The following is a 15573-nucleotide window of genomic DNA, read 5'->3' as shown; positions in this document are numbered from 1 at the left end:
AAAAGCCACCTCAACAGCCAATGAATTATCTCGCCAGAGTAATACCAAAATAGTATAGGCGGCGCGCGGAATCCTGCCAAAAAGTTGCCCCTGAGATGCCTTTGGTTTAGTATGGCCGACAATAAAATGTCTCAGCTATTCTCCCCCATGGAATTAAGCAAGCAGTCCTCCCGCAAACTGATCATCGCCGGTGTCGCGACGACGGTCATTGCGCTGGGTTTGGCCGTCTGGTTCGCCTCGCCATCGGCCGAATCGCAGGTGACGGTCAAAGTGCCTGTGGCGGCGTCGGCCAGCGCCGGCAAGGCCGCTTCGGCCGCCAAGCCGGCTCCGGCCGCCGCGCCGCACCGCGCGGCGGAGATCAAGGACCCGGCGCCGCCGGCCGAACCCAAACCCATCCGCACCAAGGAACAAGGCGCGGCCGCCCTGATGGCCTTGCCGGAACTGCAAGCCTGGTCGGCGCTGATTGAAAAGAATTCAGGCGGCAAGGCCCATGGCGGCCTGCTGGAATATGATCCGATGCCGCGCAAGCTGAACGGCAAGAGCTACTGGCAGTTCAGCTACGTGGAAAACAGCGCCGAGTCGGCGCTGCGCTGGGAAAGCTTCCTGGTCTCGTCCAGCGATGATGAAATCCTGGTGGAAGACGCCACCAACGACGAAGTCATCAGCCTGGCGCGCTGGCGGCGTGAAAAGCATCCGGCCAAGCGCACCGCCATCGACAACTAGGCCGGCTTGGCTTCGCCCACCGGCGCCGCCTTGAACGCGGCGCCGCGCACCTGTCCCACCCACAGCACCGTCAGCACGGCCATGCCGGCCGCGATCCAGCCGTTCAGGCCGTAACCGCTGATGTGGCCCGACACTTCCGTATGCAAGGTCAGTCCGCCCAGCAAGGCGCCGAGGCCGGTGCCGACCTGCTGGATGGCCGCGTTGGCACTGAGGAAGGCGCCGCGCCGGCCGGGGTCCGGCACCGTGGTCATCAGCGCCTGCATCGGAATGTTGCGGCCCGAGGCCAGCACCATGAAGAACGGGAAGAACAGCATCACGCCGACCAGCGGCATCGCCGGGATATGGGTGATGAACAGCACCGGCAGGATGAACAGCAGCGAGACGATGCGGTACACCTTCTGCGCGCCGTAGCGGTCCGCCCACTTGCCGATCAGGCGCGCGGTGAAAAACGTCGCCAGGCCGCCGGCCAGGTAGACGTAGGTGATCTGCGCCGGCTGCAGGCCGACATTGCTGACCAATACCGGCGAAATGAAGGGAATCACCATCATGCCGGTCATCATATTCACCACCGACAGCAGGAAGGCCTTGAGGTGCATCGGTTCCTTGTACAGCGCGATCAGGTTGGGCACCATGGCCGACAGCGGCACGCGGTTGGGCAGGTGGCTGTCCAGCGCCGGCAGGATGCGCGCGGCCAGCAGCAGGATCGGCAGCGAGCACACCACCAGAATGTAGAACGGCGACGCCCAGCCATAGTGGGCGGCCAGCATCACCCCGGTCGGCACGCCGGCCACCGAGGCCATGGCGAACGAAGTCATCACCACGCCGGTGGCGGCGCCGCGCCGGTGCGCCGGGATCAGATCGCCAATGATGGCCATGACGATGGCGCCCAGAATGCCGCCGGTCAGGCCGGCAAATGCGCGCGACAGCACCAGCACATGGAAGTTGGGGGCAGCGGCGCAGGCCAGATTGGACAGGGTAAACAGCGCAAATACCGTCAGCAGCAGCTTGCGGCGGTCGAAGCGGTCGATATACATGGCGGCGGCCAGGCCGGACAGGCCGGCGCACCAGGCATAGGCCGATACCGCGCCGGACACGGCGGCCGGTTCGATGTGGAAGGCCTGCATCAGCTGCGGCGCCAGCGGCATCATCACCATGAAATCCATGATGACGGTGAACTGCGTCAGCGCCAGCAGCCACAGCACGATGCGCTCGCGCGCCGGGGTCAGTTCGGCACTCATAAGGCATTAATATCGGCAACGGCCTGGCGCAGGATGGCGCGGATTTGCTCGATTTTTTCGTGGCTGTGATTGCTGGCGCGGGCCTGTTCGATGGCGGCGTGTTTCAGCTCGTGCATGGCGGCGCGCAGGCCTTCGCGGTGCTCGTCGGCATCGGCCATGCGGGCCAGGATGGCATCGACGAACTGCCGGTTCCCGGCCAGGAAAGCCTCGCCTTCCGGGGTGATGGTGTGCAGCTTCTTATTGCCGTCGGCCGAAGCCACCACGTGGCCCATATCCAGCAACATCGACAGCAGCGGATAAATGGCACCGGGGCTGGGCGAATAACCGCCGCCCGAGCGCTGCTCCAGCTCCTTGATGATGTCGTAACCGTGACGCGGCTTTTCCGCGATCAGTTGCAAGACGACGTAGCGCATGGCGCCAGCGTCGAACATTTTAGGTCCGCGCATGATGAACTCCTTAAGATATAACTTATTAAGATATATCTTAACCCATTGCGAACCAAGTTCAAGTATCGATTTGTAACTCCGGGGTCAGGTCCGCCATTTCTACACGAGCCCAGCTGTAGGCGCGCCTACAGCTGGGCTCGTGTAGAAATGGCGGACCTGACCCCGGAGTTTAGCCATCGAGGTGGGAGATCAGCAGGCGGCGGTTTTCGGCGGCGTCGCCGGTTTTGTGTTCGACCACCAGGCGCGAGTTCTGGGCGTCCAGCGAAATGCCCACCGACAGGATGTCGATCAGCAGCAACTGCAAAATCCGCGAGATCATCGACAGGAAGGTGGTGCTGTCTTCCGTATGGTCCACCGTCAGGCAGACGCTGGCCTTCTTCGCCAGCGGCGAGTTGCTGGCAGTGATGGCGATGACGTCCGCCCCCGCCGCCCGCGCCGCGTCCACCGCCGACAGCAGATCCGGCAGCTTGCCCGAGTTGGAAATGGCAATCACCACATCGCCCGGCTTCAGCAGCTCGGCCGCCAGCGTCAGCAGGTGCGAGTCGCCATACGCCGAGGTCGGAATGCGGAAACGGAAGAATTTGTGCTGGCCGTCCAGGGCCACCACGCGCGAATTGCCCATGGCGTAGAACTCGACACGCTTGGCCTTGGCCACCAGCGCGATCGCCTTGTCCAGCGAACGCACGTCCAGCTGGTCGCGGAATTTCAAAATCGCGGACACGGTGTTGTCGATCACCTTGGCGCTCAGGTCGTGCGTGCTGTCGCTGACGCGCACCTGGCTGTGCCGCACCGGAATCGCGCCGGTCAGGCTGCTGGCGAATTTCAGCTTGAAGTCGGCCAGGCCAAGGAAGCCCAGCGAACGGCAGAAGCGGATCACGGTCGGCTGGCTGACTTCCGCCAGGCGCGCGATGTCGGCAATCGGCTCGTTCAGCACCAGGCGCGGCTGTTCCAGCACCAGCTGCGCCACGCGCTGCTCGGCCGGGGTCAGCTCATGCTGCAGATGCTGCACGCGCTCCATCAGGGTGTTGGCGCCGCTGCGGCCGCGCAGGTGCTCGGACAGGATCGTCGCCACCCCGTAGAACGCCGGATTCGGCGTGGTGATCACGTAGGTCGGAATCTCGGCCAGGTAGCTGGTGAAACGGCCCTTGGCTTCAAAGCGCGCGCGGAACGGCGAGGTGGTGAACCAGTCGCCCAGGCGCGGCACGATGCCGCCGCCGATGAACATGCCGCCAAACGCACCCAGCGTCACGGCCAGGTTGGCGGTGGCGCCGCCCAGCATGGCGCAGAAGCATTCCAGCACTTCCAGGCACAGCGGGTCTTTGTCGGTCAAGGCGCCGGAGATGATCTCTTGCGACGTCAGGTCGCGCACCTGACGGCCGTTGCGCTTGGCGATGGCACGGTAGATGATTTCCATGCCGGGGCCGGAAATCAGACGCTCGGTCGAAACGTGCGACCAGGTCTGCCAGGCGTACTGCAGGATGGCGTATTCGCGCTCGTCGGCCGGGGCGAAGTTGGTGTGGCCGCCCTCCGAGCCCAGCGTGACGAAGCCGTCGACGGTCGGGATCACGCCCGACACGCCGAGGCCGGTGCCCGGCCCCAGCACGCCGATCACGGAATTCGAGGCCGGCTTGCCGCCGCCCACCTGCATCAGGTCGGCCGGCTTCAGACCCGGCAGCGACATCGCCAGCGCGGTGAAGTCGTTCACCACCAGCAGCGTGTGCAGGCCCAGCGCGCGACGCACCTCGTCGGTGGAGAATTCCCAGGCGCGGTTGGTCATGCGGACGTAGTCGCCGCTGACCGGGTTGGCCACCGCCAGCGCGGCGTGGTTCAGGTTGACGCCCGTGTGGTCGGCCAGATACGACCGCAGCATGGCCACGATATCAGGGAAGTCGTCGCACTTCAGCACCCGCACGGCGCGGAACTCGCCGGGTGCGGTTTGCAGGGCAAACCGCGCATGGGTGGCGCCGATGTCGGCCAGCAGGCGCGGGCCGTCGGCAAAGGCGGTACGATTCAGTTTTTGATCCACTTCAGCTTGTTTCATCGTCGTTTCAGTCAAAACAGTTGGCGGAAGCATACCTGAAATGTTGAGTTACCACTATGTCATTCCGGCGCAGGCCGGAATCCATACTGAGCTGGCAAGCCGGCGGCCTATGGATTCCGGCCTGCGCCGGAATGACGTTTATTGTACGTAGCCGAACCAGGCGCCGTAGGCTGGCAGCGTGACCTTGCCGCCGGCCGCCGCGCCCGGCAAACCGTAGCCTTGCAGCTGCTCGGCGCCGGCGCTTTGCGGCAGGTCCACGGTCTGGGCCTCGCCGCTCAGGTTGAACACGGCCAGGATGCTGCGCTCGCCTTCCAGGTCGCGGCGCAGGGCCAGCACCTGGTCTTGCGTATCGAAGAAAGCAATATCGCCACGCAGCAGCTGCGGATGCTGGCGGCGCCAGGCGATGAAGGCGCGGGTGAAAGCCAGCGACGATGCCGGGTCCTGCTCCTGCACCGAGGCCGCCTTGGCCAGGTGGTCCGGCGACACCGGCAGCCATGGCTTGCCGCTGGTGAAGCCGCCATTGGCTTCACCCGACCAGGCGATCGGCGTGCGGCAGCCATCACGGCCCTTGAATTCCGGCCAGAAGGTGATGCCATACGGGTCTTGCAGCAGCTCGAACGGCACGTCGGCTTCGGCAAACGCCAGCTCGTCCCCCTGATACAGGCACGGCGTGCCTTTCAGCGACAGCTGCATCGCCAGCACCAGCTTGGCGAAGGCCTGCGGCGCGGTCGGGCCGCCCCAGCGGGTCGCCACACGCTGCACGTCGTGATTGCCGACCGACCACGAGGCCCAGCCGCCCTTCACGCGCGCTTCAAACGCTTCCACCTGCTTGCGGATGTAGTGCGAGGAGCATTGCGGCACCAGCAGGTTGAAGCTGTAGGCCATCTGCAGCTTGTCGCCGCCGGCAGTGTACTCGGCCATCACGGCCAGCGAATCGTCGGCGCCGACTTCACCGATCGACACGGCCTGGTATTCATTCAGCAGCGCGCGCAGTTTTTGCAGGAACGGCAGGTTCTCCGGGCGGGTCTTATCGTAGATGTGGGCCTGCATGCCGTAGGGGTTGACGTCCGACACGGTGGCGGTATCGCGCACGGTGGCCGGCGGATTGCTGCGCAGTTCCAGGTCGTGGAAGTGGAAGTTGCAGGCGTCCAGGCGGATGCCGTCCACGCCACGCTCCAGCCAGAAGCGCAAGGCGTCCAGGTGGGCCTGCTGCACTGCCGGATTGTGGAAGTTGAGCTGCGGCTGGCTGACCAGGAAGTTGTGCATGTAGTACTGACGGCGGCGGGTGTCCCACTGCCACGCCGAGCCGCCGAACACCGACATCCAGTTATTCGGTGGATTGCCGTCCGGCGCCGGATCGGACCAGACATACCAGTCGGCTTTGGGATTGTCGCGACTGGAGCGGCTCTCCTTGAACCAGGGGTGTTGTTCGGCCGTGTGAGCCATCACCTGGTCGATCATGATTTTCAGGCCGAGGCTGTGCGCCTTGGCGATCAGGGCGTCGAAGTCGGCCAGGGTGCCGAACAGCGGATCGACGTCGCAGTAGTCCGAAATGTCGTAGCCGAAGTCCTTCATCGGCGACTTGAAGAACGGGGAAATCCAGACGATGTCCACGCCCAGCGATGCGATATAGTCCAGCTTTGCCGTGATCCCCGGCAGATCTCCGACCCCGTCGCCGTTGCTATCCATGTAGCTGCGCGGGTAAACCTGGTAGATGATTGCTTCGCGATACCAGTCTGGGGAGTGCGGCGACACTTGAGTAAGTTGCTTAGTCATAAGAGAATCCGGGGTTGGCTGTCTGGTGGGATTGTTTTTTGTAGAGAATATACATCACGAAATCAGATTTTTCAATCAGGCAGCAGCTTAACGAATATCACAAATAATCGTTAAAAAACAATAGCTTAAGTATTTCAACCGAGATACTTGAGATAAAAAATAGTAGTCAAACTACACACTACAGGAGCAGACTAGTGAGCAATATCACCGGCAACGGGCCGATGCCCCGGCAAATTCCCTACATCATCGCGAACGAAGGTTGCGAGCGTTTCAGCTTTTACGGCATGCGCAACATCCTCACGCCCTTCCTGCTGAGCACCCTGCTGCTGTTCATTCCGGTCGGCGATCGCGCGGCGGAAGCCAAGCACGTATTCCACACCTTCGTGATCGGCGTGTACTTCTTCCCGCTGCTGGGCGGCTGGATTGCCGACCGCTTCTGGGGCAAGTACAAGACGGTGTTCTGGTTCAGCCTGATCTACGTGGCCGGGCATGCCTGCCTGGCGATTTTCGAGCACAATCTGGAAGGCTTCTACCTGGGGCTGGCACTGATCGCGTTCGGCTCGGGCGGCATCAAGCCGCTGGTGGTGGCGTTTGTCGGCGACCAGTTCGACCAGACCAACAAGAACCGCGCCAAGGTGGTGTTTGACGCCTTCTACTGGATCATCAACTTCGGCTCCTTCTTTGCCTCGCTGCTGATGCCGGTGTTCCTGCGCGACTACGGCCCGGCGGTGGCGTTCGGCATTCCCGGCATCCTGATGGCGATCGCCACCCTGGTGTTCTGGATGGGCCGCAAAAAGTATGTGCACGTGCCGCCGGCCGCGCCGAATCCGGATTCGTTCAGCAGCGTGGCGCGCACTGCCCTGCTGGCGCGCGTGGACGGTCAATCCCGCCCCGGCCTGATGGTGGCCGGCGCCGGCGCGGTCGGCGCGCTGATCTCGCTGTGCATGACGCCATCGTGGGGTTTCGTGATTGCCGCCTGCACGGCGCTGGTGCTGCTGCTGGCGTTTGGCGGCATCGGCATCTCGCTGCAACTGGAGCGCGCGCGCGGCAAACATACCGATGAAGCGGTGGAAGGCGTGCGCGCCGTGCTGCGCATCCTGATCGTATTCGCCATGATCACGCCGTTCTGGTCCCTGTTCGACCAGAAGGCCTCGACCTGGATCGTGCAGGCCAACTCGATGGACAGTCCGCTGCTGTCGGTCTTTGGCTGGGAATTCAAACTGCTGCCGGCGCAGATGCAGGCGGTGAATCCGATTCTGGTGATGCTGCTCATCCCGTTCAACAACCTGGCCCTGTTCCCGCTGATGCGCATGCTCGGCATCACGCCGACACCGCTGCGGCGCATGGGCATGGGCATCGCGTTCTCGGCATCCGCCTGGGTGGTGATCGGCATGATCCAGCTGTGGATGGACGGCGGCGACCACGTCTCCATCCTGTGGCAGCTGCTGCCATACGCGCTGCTGACGCTGGGCGAAGTGCTGGTTTCCGCGACCGGCCTGGAGTTCGCCTACAGCCAGGCGCCGGCCGCGATGAAAGGCATTATCCTGAGCTTCTGGTACCTGGCCGTCACCGTCGGCAACCTGTGGGTGCTGATCGTGAACGCCGGCGTGAAGAACGACGTGGTGAGCGGCTGGATCGCCAACAGCGGCTTGAGTCCGATCGCCTTCCAGATGTTCTTCTTCGCCGCCTTCGCCGCAGTCGTCGCCGCCATCTTCGCCCTCTACGCGCTGCGCTACAAGATGGTGGATAATTATCGTAAAACCGCGTAGCCAAAGCGGGGCAGCCATGGCCATTTCATTTGAGCTCGATTCCGCAACCGAACAGCGCTTGAAGGATTTGGCCAGGCGCACCGGCAAGACAGGCAAGTTCCCTCTACCAGACTCATCGCCCACGGCGATTCAGATTGGGACGCGACTTCGGTATTCGACTCAACTCCCGCTCCACCTCAACAATAATATGCTCCTTGGACCGCACACCCATTCCGGGCATGTATGTTGAATATTGATCCGGTAATGATTGCGCATCCGCGAGCGCCTCTTGGTAATGTGCGCGCTTTAATCTTGCCGCTGCACGGAAGAGATGGCATGAATTCTTATAATGCGTGTTGAGAACAGCGTTACTCAGCTTAAGTGACGTAGTGAACGCCGCTTCTGCCTTCGCCATTTCACCCAGTGTGAAGTACAAAATGCCAAGTGCATGGAAATCTGCTGGCTCGTCGGCATCATGCGAAGTGACAAATTCCATGTCGCTTATCGCATCCGATACGCTCCCTTGGTACTCAAACACTGCAGCCCGCTGGCGATGCCCGGCAATAGACGTCGAGGGTTCCTCAATCAGCCAGTTACACAAAGCCAGCGCCTCAGTGACTCGACTCTTTAGCGCAAGATCGTACGCCGTCCTCAAGATTATCTCAAGCTCATGATCTGACCGTGATCGTTCAAAATTCATAGCAATGCCTTGTCATCATTTGACCCTGTCGCCGCCGCATGCTTGACCTACCAATCCACGGGCACACTCCTCAACATCCGTGTAGCCGCCTGTCACCCCGGCAGTAGACCTTCTTACGCCGCCCCGCACGCTGCTGCATCTGATCATAGATTAAGACCCGACAATGGATGCGAGCCGCCAACCATTCTTTCTCGCAGTCCGCACGATGCCCACGAGGGATATTATTCGCATTTTTAAGGTTTTTGCACACAATAGCACCCTCCATATCATCCATGCTGACGCTGGAGCGGTGGGTCATTCTTGAGTGGTCGCAAACTCTACAGAGCAGTATCAAAACGACAGATTCTGGAGTACCATAGCCGCCTACTATTTTGGAGGCGAAATATGGATGGTAAGCGCGTGGCGATGGTCGGTTTGGGAGGCGCGCTGGCGCTGTGTTCTTTGGCTGCTTCGGCGGCGCCCACGCTGGCCGATTGCGACGGCGCCTTCGCCACCACGCTGCACGCCGCCCCCGCCTTCGATGCGCGCGCTTATTGGCTTAACCGTCAGCTGATCAAGTGGCCCGGCATCGACGCCGAAAGCGGCATTTTCAAGCTGTACTATTCTTCCACCGCCCTGCTGCGCGCCGCTCCCGGTGCGCGCGTCACCGGCGAAGATGGCGTGATCACGCTGTCACGCTTTAATGGCAGCGTGCCAGCCGATGTCGCGCAGCGCTTCAAGTTTGTAGGCGACGGCGTGGTGTTCAGCGTGGCCGATGCCGCGCGTCTGCTGACCCGGCAAGTGCTGCTGGTGCATGAAGCGGAAGACGGCAAGGTACTCGATGTGACGTCGCTGCAAATCGCCGGCGCCCTGGACGATGTCTACGCCGCCGCAGCCAAGGTGAATGACCTCGGCGTCACCGCCGGCGCGCGCGACGCAGGCTTCAAATTGTGGGCGCCGAGCGCGCAAAACGTCGCGCTGTGCACTTACGCCAGCGGCAGCGGCAAGGCCAACGCCATCACGCCGATGCAGCGCGATGACAGCACCGGCATCTGGACCGCCCGCGCGCCAGGCCAGTACTACCAATATCTGGTGGACGTGGTAACGCCAACGGCCGGCGTGGTCCGCAACCTGGTCACCGATCCCTACTCCATCAGCCTGACCACCGATTCCACCCGCAGCTACGTCGCCAACCTGAATTCCGCAAAGCTGAAGCCGGCCGGCTGGGACAGCACGCCATCGCCCAACCGCGTCGCGGCGCAGACCGACATGACGGTGTACGAACTGCACGTGCGCGATTTCTCGATCAACGACAGCACAGTCAGCGCCGCCAACCGCGGCAAGTACAGCGCCTTCACCGAGACCAAATCCAACGGCATGAAGCATCTGGCCGCGCTGAGCAAGGCCGGCGTCACCGACATCCACCTGCTGCCGGTGTATGACATTGGCAGCGTGCCGGAGCAAGGCTGCGTCGATCCGGAAATCGCGGTGGCGGAAGCGGACAGCGATGTGCAGCAAGCGGCGGTGGAAAAGGTCAAGCTCAAGGACTGCTATAACTGGGGCTACGATCCATTCCACTACAACGCCCCCGAAGGCAGCTACAGCACCGCCCCCGCCGATGGCGCCAAACGCATCATCGAATTCCGCCAGATGGTGCAGGCGCTGCACAGGGCCGGCCTGCGTGTGGGCATGGACGTGGTCTACAACCATACCTACATCGCCGGCCAGAATGAGAAGTCGGTGCTGGACCGCGTGGTGCCGGGCTACTACCACCGCCTCAACGCCAAGGGCGCCATTGAACGCTCCACCTGCTGCGACAACACCGCCACCGAAAACCTCATGATGGGCAAGCTGATGGCGGACTCGGTGGCGTTGTGGGCCAAACAGTACAAGATCGATTCGTTCCGCTTCGACCTGATGGGCCATCAGCCGCGCGCGGCGATGGAACAGATCCAGGTCCGCGTAGGCAAGAAGATCAACCTGATTGGCGAAGGCTGGAACTTCGGTGAGGTGGCCGACGGCGCGCGCTTCGTGCAAGCATCGCAGCTATCGCTCAACGGCAGCGGCATCGGCACCTTCAGCGACCGCGCGCGCGACGCCGTGCGTGGCGGCGGCGCCGGCGACAGCGGCACGCAACTGATCACCCAGCAGGGCTACATCAATGGCCTGGTCTATGACGCCAACGAACAAGCCGGCCAGCGCCCGGCCAGCGACTTGCTGAACGCCGCCGACATGGTCAGGGTCGGCCTGGCCGGCACCATCCGCAGTTATCCGCTGACGATTGCGGACGGCAGCACCGTCAAGCTGCAGGACATCGTCTATGGCGGCAACCAGCCGGCCGGCTACGCCAGCGAACCGGGTGAAACCGTCAACTACGTCGAGAACCACGACAACCAGACCCTGTACGACATCAACGCCTTCAAGCTGCCGCAAGCCACCAGCGCACGCGAGCGCGCGCAAGTACAAATGCTGGGTGCCGCCATCAACGCCTTCAGCCAGGGCGTGGCTTACTTCCACGCCGGCTTCGACATGCTGCGTTCCAAGTCGCTGGACCGCAACAGCTTTGAATCGGGCGACTGGTTCAATCGCCTGGACTGGAGCTACCAGGACAACTACTACGGCACCGGCCTGCCGCCGGCTGCAGACAACGGCAAGGACTACGCCCTGCTCAAGCCTCTGCTGCGCAACGCCGCCATCAAGCCGGCGCCGGAGGACATCGCCTACGCGCGCGATGCCTTCCGCGACCTGCTGGCGATCCGCTCCAGCAGCACGCTGTTCCGCCTGCGCACTTCGGAAGACATCAGGCAGCGCCTGCGCTTCTTCAACACCGGCCCATCGCAGGTGCCGACCGTGCTCGCCGCGCATATCGACGGCAAAGGCTACGCCGGCGCGCGCTTCAAGACCGTCACCTACCTGATCAACGTCGACAAGGTAACCCAGCGCGTCACCGCCGATGAAGAGAAAAACCGCAAGTACAAGCTGCATCCTGTCCACACCGGCATGACCGCAGCGGACAAACGCGTGGCCTCGGAAGCCAAGTACGACAAAATCAGCGGAACCTTCACCATCCCGCCACGCAGCGCGGTCGTTTTCGTTGAAAATTGATGGATGCGAAAATCATTCATCACGATCCTGCTGATGCTCAGCGCCTGCGGCGGCGGTAACGACCAGCCGCAGGCCAACCACGCGCCGGTGGCCAACGCCGGCCCGGCGCAGACCGTGGCCGCCGGCACCTCCGTCAGGCTGGCCGGCAGCGGCACCGATGCCGACCAGGACATCGTGCTGTATTCGTGGACGCTGTCCAGGCCTGCCGGCAGCGCCGCCACGCTGCTCAACTATCACGTCGCCACGCCCACATTCTTTGCCGACGTCCCCGGCGCCTATGTGGCGACGCTGATCGTCAACGACGGCAAACTCGATAGCGTCTCCTCTACCGTCACCATCACCGCCAACTAGCACTTTAGCCAAAAGGGGGCGGAGAACAACGCCGTGCTGGACTTCCTGCGACGCGCAGGCTGCGAAGAAGTGCAGGACTACCTGTTCGCGGCGCCGCTGGAGGCACAGGCGTTTGTCAACTATTCCTGCCCGATCAGCACCACGGCGTTGCGGGTGCCGAAGTTGACGCTGTCGCCCTTCACCACCGCGGTTTTACCGCTGTAGTAGTCCTTCACGCGCTGGCCATTGGCGAATACGCCGTGCAGCTTGATGGTGCTCGGCTTGTTGGTCGGCAGGTCCAGCGCCACCACCACTTTGTCGCGCAAGCCATCCTTTTCGTAGGTGCGCTTGAAAACGTAGGGCTTGGCCGACAGCTGCTGGTGCACGCCGGCGCCGACCGCGACGTGGGCCTTGCGGAACAGGCCAAGTTTGGCCCAGTGCGCGCGCACGTCGGCGATCTTGTAGCCGTCGCGCTCCACGTTCTGCTCCAGCTCATTCCAGTTCATGAAGGAGCGCAGCTTGGCGTCCCCCACCGCTTCCGCGATATCGAGCTTGCGCGCGGTTTCATCGCCGTAGTATATCTGCGCTGCGCCCGGCGCCAGCAGCAGCTTGGTGGCGCTTTCAAATGGCTTCTTGCGCGCGGCGTCGAACGGCGCGCCATCGTCGTGCGAATCCAGATAGTTCAGCACCGAGTAGCCGGTCAGCGGGCCGCCATGCAGCGCGCTGGAGTAGCTGCTGAAGATGGACTCATAATCCTTCTTCGCATCGTGCACCAGGCCGAAGTTGATCATGCTGTTAAAGCCGGACTGGTAGTAATTGGCGTACGAGCCGCCGCCCAGATGGTGCGACTGCCCTTCCGCGATGTTGTAGTTGTAGACCTCCGCCACCGAGAAGAATTTATCGTCGCTGAGCTTTTTCTCAGGGTTGGCCTTCTTCCAGTCCTCGTAGGCGATGGACGCCTCCTTCAGCAGTTCCTTCCACACTTTCGGCTCGACGTGCTTGACGGTGTCGGCACGGAAGCCATCCACGCCGTATTTGCGGATCCAGTCGGTGTGCCACTTGATCAGGTAGTAGCGCGGTGCGCGCGGATAGCCGGTGCGGGCGAAGAACTCGTTCAGGCTCTTGATCTCTTCCTCAAAACGCCCTTCGCGCTGCCACTTGGCCATCAGGCGCTCGGGCAGCTCCACCGGCGTGTCGCTGTTGGTCAGGAAGTCCGGCAGGTTTTTCACCAGCGTGCAGTCGACGAAGGTCTTGGCGTCCTTGTAGGTGCACACAGGGCCGGTGCGTACCCAGTCCTTCGGCCACACCGGATCGATATCCGTTACCGGCCCGGTCTGATTCATCACCACGTCCAGCACCACGCGAATGCCGCGCGCATGCGCCGCATCCACCAGGTTGCGGAAGTCGTTCTCGGTGCCGATGTTGGCATCCACGGTGGTGAAGTCGGAGGCCCAGTAGCCGTGGAAGCCATACGAACGCCCGGTGCCTTCATCGGTGCCATCGTGGATCTGCTCCACCGGCGGCGTGATCCAGATGGCGGTCACGCCCAGCGAGTCGAAATAGCCCTCGTTGATCTTGTTGATGATGCCGGCCAGGTCGCCGCCCATGTAGCCGCGCAGCGGTGCCGCATCCGCGCGGCGGTCATAGGCCAGGTCATTGCCGGTGAAGGCGTTGTTGAAGCGATCCGTCAGCAGGAAATAGACTGTCGCGTTCTCCCACAAAAATGGCTTGGGCTTTTCAGCGGCCAGCGCCGTTGTCGCGCCGAGAGCCAGGGTTAATGCGAGTGTCGTCAATTTCATGCTGTCGTCCTTATCGTTATGTGGTGACGGTGGGGTGGGCGCGGCCAGTCCAGTTGGCAATGCCCGCTACTTGTTCGGCAATCAGTATCAATGCCGAGAGAGCCTGTTGCGTTGGCAGGTGGTGGTACTTCGGATCGGATTCATAACGCTCAAGGTAAACGCGCAGGGTTGCGCCCTCGGTGCCGGTGCCGGACAGCCGGAACACGATGCGCGAGCCATTGGTCATCACGATGCGCACGCCCTGCTGCTTCGACACCGAACCGTCGATCGGATCGGTGTATTCAAAATCGTCGGCAAACGACACCACATAGTGGCCCAGATCCTGGCCCGCCATCGTGGCCAGCTTGATGCGCAGGGAAGCCATGAGTTCATTGGCGGCGTGAGTTTCCACCGCTTCGTAATCGTGGCGCGAATAGTAGTTGCGGCCGAAGCGCGCCCAGTGCTCGCTGACCAGCTGCTCCACCGACTTGCCGCTGGCGGCCAGCAGGTTAAGCCAGAACAGCACGGCCCACAGGCCGTCTTTTTCGCGGATGTGGTCCGAGCCGGTGCCGTAGCTCTCTTCGCCGCACAGGGTGGCCTTGCCGGCATCCAGCAGATTGCCGAAGAACTTCCAGCCGGTCGGCGTTTCAAAGGCCGGGATGCCCAGCGCTTCGGCCACGCGGTCGGCAGCCTGCGAAGTAGGCATCGAACGGGCGATGCCTTTCAGGCCGGCGCGGTAGCCCGGCGCTACGGTCGCATGCGCCGCCAGCACCGCCAGGCTGTCGGATGGCGTGACGTCGAATTTGCGGCCGAGGATCATGTTGCGGTCGCCGTCGCCGTCGGAGGCGGCGCCGAAGTCCGGCGCGTCATCGCCGGCCATGATCTCGATCAGCTGCGCGGCGTTGACCGGGTTCGGGTCCGGATGGTGGCCGCCAAAGTCTTCCAGCGGCACGGCATTGATCACGGTGCCGGCAGGTGCGCCCAGCTGGCCCTCGATGATGGCCTTGGCGTACGGCCCGGAGACCGCGTGCATGCCGTCAAAGCACATGCGGAAGCCGCCCGCGAACAGCTTGCGGATGGCATCGAAATCGAACAGCTGCTGCATCAGTTCCGCATAATCGGCCACCGGGTCGATCACCTCCACGTCCATGTCCTCGATGCGGGTGGCGCCAAGGCGATTCAGGTCGATGTCGGCGGCATCGCTGATGCGGTACTGCTTGATGGTTTCGGTGTGGTGGTAGATCGCTTCGGTCACGCTTTCCGGCGCCGGGCCGCCGTTGGCGATGTTGTACTTGATGCCGAAGTCGCCATCGGGGCCGCCCGGATTATGGCTGGCCGACAGCACGATGCCGCCCAGCGCCGCGCGCTTGCGGATCACGCAGCTGACCGCCGGGGTGGACAGGATGCCGCCCTGCCCCACCAGCACTTTGGCGAAACCGTGCGCCGCCGCCATGCGCAGGATGGTCTGCACCGCCACGCGGTTGTGATAGCGGCCGTCGCCGCCGAGCACCAGCGTCTTGCCGCTGCAATCGCCCAGCGTGTCGAACACGCTTTGCACGAAATTTTCAAGATAGCGGGCCTGCTGAAAAACCGTGACTTTCTTGCGCAGGCCGGAAGTGCCCGGCCGCTGGCCGGGGAAGGGGGTGGTGCTGACGGTGGTGATGCTCATGTTCGCTCCAAAAAAAGTTGGTGACAGACCCAGATTCTTG

The 15573-nt window shown here is 62.7% G+C and carries 11 protein-coding genes; 4 read left to right on the top strand and 7 right to left on the bottom strand.

Translation table 11 applies throughout. The features are described 5' to 3' along the window. The first annotated feature begins 126 nt into the window (after positions 1 to 126). On the top strand, positions 127 to 723 hold the full coding sequence (locus ABDW57_RS04115; RefSeq protein WP_343728932.1) for a hypothetical protein: 597 nt from the start codon (positions 127 to 129) through the stop codon (positions 721 to 723). Here ABDW57_RS04115 and ABDW57_RS04110 read toward each other — a convergent pair. From ABDW57_RS04110 to ABDW57_RS04095, 4 genes are all read right to left on the bottom strand, one after another. Further along, on the bottom strand, positions 720 to 1961 hold the full coding sequence (locus ABDW57_RS04110; RefSeq protein ID WP_343728931.1) for an MFS transporter: 1242 nt from the start codon (positions 1959 to 1961) through the stop codon (positions 720 to 722). The genes ABDW57_RS04115 and ABDW57_RS04110 overlap by 4 nt on opposite strands. Beyond that, positions 1958 to 2407 (bottom strand): PadR family transcriptional regulator, encoded by a 450-nt coding sequence (locus ABDW57_RS04105; RefSeq protein WP_343728930.1) that lies wholly within the window; start codon positions 2405 to 2407, stop codon positions 1958 to 1960. Before ABDW57_RS04105 ends, ABDW57_RS04110 begins: the two co-directional genes overlap by 4 nt. A gap of 169 nt (positions 2408 to 2576) precedes the next feature. Beyond that, positions 2577 to 4448 (bottom strand): glucokinase, encoded by a 1872-nt coding sequence (locus ABDW57_RS04100; RefSeq protein WP_343728929.1) that lies wholly within the window; start codon positions 4446 to 4448, stop codon positions 2577 to 2579. A 138-nt stretch (positions 4449 to 4586) separates the two neighbouring features. Next, positions 4587 to 6224, bottom strand: a complete 1638-nt coding sequence (locus ABDW57_RS04095; protein WP_343728928.1) for an alpha-glucosidase family protein — start codon at positions 6222 to 6224, stop codon at positions 4587 to 4589. A 221-nt stretch (positions 6225 to 6445) separates the two neighbouring features. Here ABDW57_RS04095 and ABDW57_RS04090 point away from each other — a divergent pair, with 221 nt between their 5' ends. Continuing rightward, the gene (locus ABDW57_RS04090; protein ID WP_343729110.1) at positions 6446 to 7993 is read left to right on the top strand and encodes an oligopeptide:H+ symporter; all 1548 of its coding nucleotides are present in this window, start codon (positions 6446 to 6448) and stop codon (positions 7991 to 7993) included. A 112-nt stretch (positions 7994 to 8105) separates the two neighbouring features. On the opposite strand, the gene ABDW57_RS04085 is transcribed toward ABDW57_RS04090, so the two are convergent. Beyond that, positions 8106 to 8468, bottom strand: a complete 363-nt coding sequence (locus ABDW57_RS04085) for a hypothetical protein (protein ID WP_343728927.1) — start codon at positions 8466 to 8468, stop codon at positions 8106 to 8108. Between the two features lie 588 nt (positions 8469 to 9056). Between ABDW57_RS04085 and ABDW57_RS04080 the strand changes: the two genes are divergently transcribed. Both ABDW57_RS04080 and ABDW57_RS04075 read left to right on the top strand, forming a co-directional pair. Then, entirely contained in the window at positions 9057 to 11756 is a 2700-nt protein-coding gene (locus ABDW57_RS04080; RefSeq protein WP_343728926.1) for an alpha-1,6-glucosidase domain-containing protein, read from the top strand. Between the two features lie 3 nt (positions 11757 to 11759). After that, positions 11760 to 12107, top strand: coding sequence for a PKD domain-containing protein (locus ABDW57_RS04075; RefSeq protein WP_343728925.1), 348 nt, complete (start codon positions 11760 to 11762; stop codon positions 12105 to 12107). Between the two features lie 119 nt (positions 12108 to 12226). Here ABDW57_RS04075 and ABDW57_RS04070 read toward each other — a convergent pair whose 3' ends face one another. Beyond that, entirely contained in the window at positions 12227 to 13885 is a 1659-nt protein-coding gene (locus ABDW57_RS04070) for an alpha-amylase family glycosyl hydrolase (protein WP_343728924.1), read from the bottom strand. A 16-nt stretch (positions 13886 to 13901) separates the two neighbouring features. Beyond that, positions 13902 to 15533: an alpha-D-glucose phosphate-specific phosphoglucomutase gene (locus ABDW57_RS04065; protein WP_343728923.1), complete on the bottom strand. Its 1632-nt coding sequence runs from the start codon at positions 15531 to 15533 to the stop codon at positions 13902 to 13904. Positions 15534 to 15573 lie beyond the last annotated feature (40 nt).

The organism is Duganella sp., assembly GCF_039595735.1.
GTDB lineage: Bacteria > Pseudomonadota > Gammaproteobacteria > Burkholderiales > Burkholderiaceae_D > Rugamonas.
The sequence above is the reverse complement of the archived record's forward strand: the minus strand, read 5'-3'. Positions and strand labels throughout refer to the sequence as shown.

Coding starts and splice junctions, on each gene's coding strand:
- ABDW57_RS04115 (WP_343728932.1), top strand. CDS start 127: ATGTCTCAGCTATTCTCCCCCATGGAATTAAGCAAGCAGTCCTCCCGC.
- ABDW57_RS04110 (WP_343728931.1), bottom strand. CDS start 1,961: ATGAGTGCCGAACTGACCCCGGCGCGCGAGCGCATCGTGCTGTGGCTG.
- ABDW57_RS04105 (WP_343728930.1), bottom strand. CDS start 2,407: ATGCGCGGACCTAAAATGTTCGACGCTGGCGCCATGCGCTACGTCGTC.
- ABDW57_RS04100 (WP_343728929.1), bottom strand. CDS start 4,448: ATGAAACAAGCTGAAGTGGATCAAAAACTGAATCGTACCGCCTTTGCC.
- ABDW57_RS04095 (WP_343728928.1), bottom strand. CDS start 6,224: ATGACTAAGCAACTTACTCAAGTGTCGCCGCACTCCCCAGACTGGTAT.
- ABDW57_RS04090 (WP_343729110.1), top strand. CDS start 6,446: ATGCCCCGGCAAATTCCCTACATCATCGCGAACGAAGGTTGCGAGCGT.
- ABDW57_RS04085 (WP_343728927.1), bottom strand. CDS start 8,468: ATGGAATTTGTCACTTCGCATGATGCCGACGAGCCAGCAGATTTCCAT.
- ABDW57_RS04080 (WP_343728926.1), top strand. CDS start 9,057: ATGGATGGTAAGCGCGTGGCGATGGTCGGTTTGGGAGGCGCGCTGGCG.
- ABDW57_RS04075 (WP_343728925.1), top strand. CDS start 11,760: ATGCGAAAATCATTCATCACGATCCTGCTGATGCTCAGCGCCTGCGGC.
- ABDW57_RS04070 (WP_343728924.1), bottom strand. CDS start 13,885: ATGAAATTGACGACACTCGCATTAACCCTGGCTCTCGGCGCGACAACG.
- ABDW57_RS04065 (WP_343728923.1), bottom strand. CDS start 15,533: ATGAGCATCACCACCGTCAGCACCACCCCCTTCCCCGGCCAGCGGCCG.